This is a genomic window from Miniimonas arenae (assembly GCF_006351005.1).
Taxonomy (GTDB): domain Bacteria; phylum Actinomycetota; class Actinomycetes; order Actinomycetales; family Beutenbergiaceae; genus Miniimonas; species Miniimonas arenae.
Genome location: NZ_VENP01000096.1, coordinates 1 through 4,147 on the forward strand (window position 1 = coordinate 1; position 4,147 = coordinate 4,147).

The following is a 4,147-nucleotide window of genomic DNA, read 5'->3' on the forward strand; positions in this document are numbered from 1 at the left end:
GATGAGGTCTGGGCACGATCGACATCCTTCCAGTGGCACCCCACGGCACCACACATCAGGTGTCACCCATCCGTGCAGCAGTCCCATGGTCGGCAAAGACGGCCTCGTGCAACTCGGAGAGCGCGACCGTTGCGCCGTGCAGGGGCCGGCTGTCGAGTGAGCGCCACTTGCCGTCGAGCACGGTGCGCACCTTGTTGCTCACCACGACGTGGGTGTGCAGGTGCGGGTCACCGGCGCGGGAGTCGTAGTGGTCATACGCGGTCGCGATGAGCCCGGTCACGTCGATCTGCGCGACCGCCCCGTCGCCGGGGGCCGCACCGGCCCGAGTGGCTGCAACCTCGCGCTCCATGAACGCAACCACGTCCGCCACCGCCGCGTGGTGGGCGTCGGCGATGGTCGCCTGCGTGCCCGCGTCGGCAACCGCCCACAGCGCCGACACCGCTTTCGGGATCGAGAACGTGAAGTCGAACCCTGCGACCGCACGCCGGGTTCCGGATGCCGTCTCCTCTGCCTCGATGGCGGCGATCGCCGCCGCCCGCTGGACGATCCCCAGCCACGGGTCGAGGTCGGCGACGCGCTTCGCCATGCGGTCGGCAACCGGCGCGTACACCGGGTAGGCGCGGCCCAGCGGCTCCCCGGTGAGGGGGTCGCGTCCCAACCCGACAAGGAGCTGGAGCTGCGTCTCAGAGACCTGGCTGCCGACGAGGATATGGCCGTCGCCGAGCGACGCGACCCCGCCGCCGAGCCACCTGCCGGGCGGCGTTCCCGCCTCGGCGTAGTACCTGGTGAGCGGCGTCGAGAGCGTCCGATTCCCGTCGCCCGCAGCGACCGTCTTCAGCAGGTACTTGTAGCCGTCGCCCGCACTCATCACGCGCATCGAGACCGTCATCGCGCACCTCCTCGACAAGGAGGTGAGCGCCGTGAAACCGGGTCACGCGGGTCGCATCAGACGCGAGAACCCAGGGCCGGAACCTTGATCTGCCAGAAGCGTGGCGGCCCGAGTGTCGATCATCGGATGCCGTCCGCTGTCGGCGGAACCCGGTGACTGGGCCGCCTCGCCTGTCATGTCAGAGGCGACACCTACGCTGTCGCATACGGGGAGTCGAGCGGTTCCCCGCGACAGCGAGAGGAGAGTCCAGTGGCCGCCGGAAAGAAGCTCAGCGATAGCGAGCTGATCGGCGACGCCGGGATCGCCCTCATTCACCGGCGCGTAAACACGATGGGGCACGCGTGGCGCCAACTCGGGCTCGACGCGGGCATCGACGGCAGCATCGAACTGCGCGATCACACGACGGGTGAGGTGTCCAACCGCCACATCCTCGTTCAGAGCAAGGCGAGTAACCGGCCGTTCCCGGGCGAGACCGCCGACCGGTTCCACTACATCTGCGACGAGCGCGACCTCGAGTACTGGCTGAAGTCCGATCAGCCGGTTCTCTTGATCTGTTCCCACCCCGAGTCGGACGGAGCATGGTGGGTGCATGTCCAGAGCTACTTCGCGGATGCGTCACGACGGGCTGACCGCCGGGTGGACTTCGACAAGCGGACGATGGCGCTCGAAGGCAACCTCACCGAACGCCTCTTCGCCGTGGCAGATCCGCAGGGACGCGCACACACTCCGGCACCGGCACACAAGCACGAAACGCTGGAGTCCAACCTGCTCCTCTCGCGCCCACCAGCCCAGGTCTACTCATACGCGACAACTGCGACTAAGCCGCGAGATGTGTACGATGCCCAGCGGGCTGAGAACCTGGGTATGCGCCACGACTTCGTACTCAAGGGCGGCCTTCTCCACACCTTGCGGATCGTCGATGAGACCGGGCTCGGCGTGACCGTCCGCGGTGAGCCTGAAGTCCGTCAGATTGCCGACCTTGCGGCGGGCACCCTCGACGATGAACGACTTGCCGTTCAGTTGCTCAACCGATCGCTTCGCGACGATCTCAGCGACGACTGCGACTACTCCCGAGAGCGTGGCCTTCTGTATGTGCGGGCGACCGACGACCTTTCCGACCGCAAGTGGAACACCGGGGGCTCCAACTGGCGCGCCGTGTTCAAGGCCTACCGGAGCAAGAAGGATCCGGGCAAGGTGAGCTACTACCGACACGCGGCCTTCTCCTGGAAATTCCTACCTATCGACGGCGAGTGGTACTGCGCGCTGACGCCCGACTACTACTTCACGTACGACGGTCGCCACGAGTCCCACTTCGCAGCTGACCTGCTGAAGAAGATCAAGTCTTTTGATCGTCATCAAGCTGTCCGGCAGGAGACGCGAATGTGGGCATCGATCCTTCGTGGCGAGGTCACGCTGCTTCACGAGCCCAAGCCGAAGATCCTCGAGTTCGGGCAGCTCGCAAGCTTCGGAGTTGACCGAGGCATCGATGACGCCTCTTGGAAGCAGGCCACTGAAGCCGCGCCGATGGTGCTCACCCACCCTGAGGCCGCCCTTTTCGAGGTGCCTGCATGAAGCTCTCGCTCCTCGACGAGCCCGAACTGGAGTTCTCAACCGGCAGCCGACACGCCGATCCTCGCCACGGGATCACGTTCTACGGGTCCGCCGACGCGGACCTTGCGGCCCCACGAGCGATCCGTGTCGGGATCATCGGAACGCGTGACGCAATCGACGGCGTCAAACGCTGGCTCGACAAATGCCGCAGCCCGATCGCCGCAAAGTCAAGTCACCTCACGGGCTTGTTCCTGTCCTTCCCCGGTTTTGACACCAACGTCGGCTTCCGGTCGACGATCGTCTGGGACACACGCCTCGAACGACCGATCACTACGCACGCGTTGCGAAACATCGAGTCGCTCAGTCCGGCCGAGGCCGTCGCAGCAGCGGTTGATCTCTATGACACGGAGCTGACAGCGCTCAACGAGGAGCCCGGGTGCGACGTCGTTCTGATTTGCCGGCCCGACGTGCTTCCCGAACAGGTCATGAACTCCGGCACCCCCGACCGTCCGCGACGAGAACCCCGCGTCGAGTACGCCGGTGTCGACTTCCACTCGCTTCTCAAAGCGAGATCACTCAAGACGAGCCGGCCGATCCAGATCATTCGGCGTGAAACCTGGGACGCCGCGTACAAGCCGAAGGGTGGAGATCGTCGCCAGCAACAGGATGAGGCAACGAAGGCGTGGAACCTCCACACCGCCCTCTACTACCAGGCAGGCGGCGTACCGTGGCGGATGACCCGCGCCGCCGAGGACCTCACGAGCTGCTTCGTGGGTGTCGCGTTCTACCGCGACTCGGCCAGAGACACACTCCAGACGAGCGTCGCCCAGGTCTTCAACCAGAGAGGAGACGGCGTCATCGTCCGCGGAGCACCAGCCCGTCAATCAAGAGACGACCGTCAGCCCCATCTGACCGAGAACGACGCCAAGAGTCTGCTGAGCCAGTCGCTCGCGTCGTACCGCCGCGAGCACCGCACGATGCCAGCCAGGGTGATGCTGCACAAGACCTCGTCGTTCACGGACGCGGAGCAGCGCGGGTTCCGGGCCGCGGCGGTCGATGATCACATTGACCTGCTCGAACTGGTCTGGCTGCCGCGAGGCGACTCAGTCCGGCTCTTCCGAAGCGGGGAGTTTCCGCCGCTTCGCGGCACGATGCTCTCACTCTCCGAGCAACGACACGTTCTCTACACTCGCGGCAGTGTGCCCCTCTACAAGACATACGCGGGTATGTACGTACCGTCGCCACTCCCCTTTCGCCTCGTGGACACCGAGTCGAGTGCAGAGGAAATCGGAACGGAGCTGCTCACGCTGACGAAGATGAACTGGAACGCGACCCAGATGGATGGACGGCTACCGATCACAATCCGCACCGCGGAGTCGATCGGTGGAATCCTCAAGCACCTCGATCCCGGCGAGACGCCTGCACCCCGATACGCCTACTACATGTGATCAGCTTCAGAACGGCGGCTTCAGAACGGCGCCACGGATGGCCAGTCCGCGTCGCTCAGATCCGTCGCGTCCGGCGGCTCGTCGTCGAAAGAATCGGCGATGAGCGGTGACAGCCACTCAGTCGTCACCGACATGGTGCGACTGTTGGGAGCGGCCTCAGGTGGGAGTTGGCCAATCCGGCTCTTCCCAGTTGAGGGTGTAGCCGGCTGCCGGGCAGGCGCGGGGTCGGTCGGCGCGTCGGTGCCTGGGTAGAGGTCGA

2 protein-coding genes and 1 pseudogene are annotated in these 4,147 nt (G+C 65.3%); 2 read left to right on the forward strand and 1 reads right to left on the reverse strand.

The window, feature by feature from the left end; all coding sequences use genetic code 11:
• Positions 1-79: 79 nt before the first annotated feature.
• Positions 80-889, reverse strand: a pseudogene (gene mobF, locus FH969_RS14515) (MobF family relaxase); the annotation flags it as partial.
• 249 nt (positions 890-1,138) lie between these two features.
• On the opposite strand from mobF, the gene FH969_RS14520 reads away from it, so the two are divergent.
• On the forward strand, positions 1,139-2,461 hold the full coding sequence (locus FH969_RS14520) for a DUF4365 domain-containing protein (RefSeq protein ID WP_108717731.1): 1,323 nt from the start codon (positions 1,139-1,141) through the stop codon (positions 2,459-2,461).
• Complete coding sequence (locus FH969_RS14525; protein WP_139987898.1) at positions 2,458-3,888, forward strand: argonaute/piwi family protein; 1,431 nt, start codon at positions 2,458-2,460, stop codon at positions 3,886-3,888. The genes FH969_RS14520 and FH969_RS14525 overlap by 4 nt, the downstream gene beginning before the upstream one ends.
• The last annotated feature ends 259 nt before the right edge of the window (positions 3,889-4,147 follow it).

Bases quoted from the DNA above. Each gene is read 5' to 3' on its own strand.
- FH969_RS14525 (WP_139987898.1), top strand. From the start codon at position 2,458: ATGAAGCTCTCGCTCCTCGACGAGCCCGAACTGGAGTTCTCAACCGGC.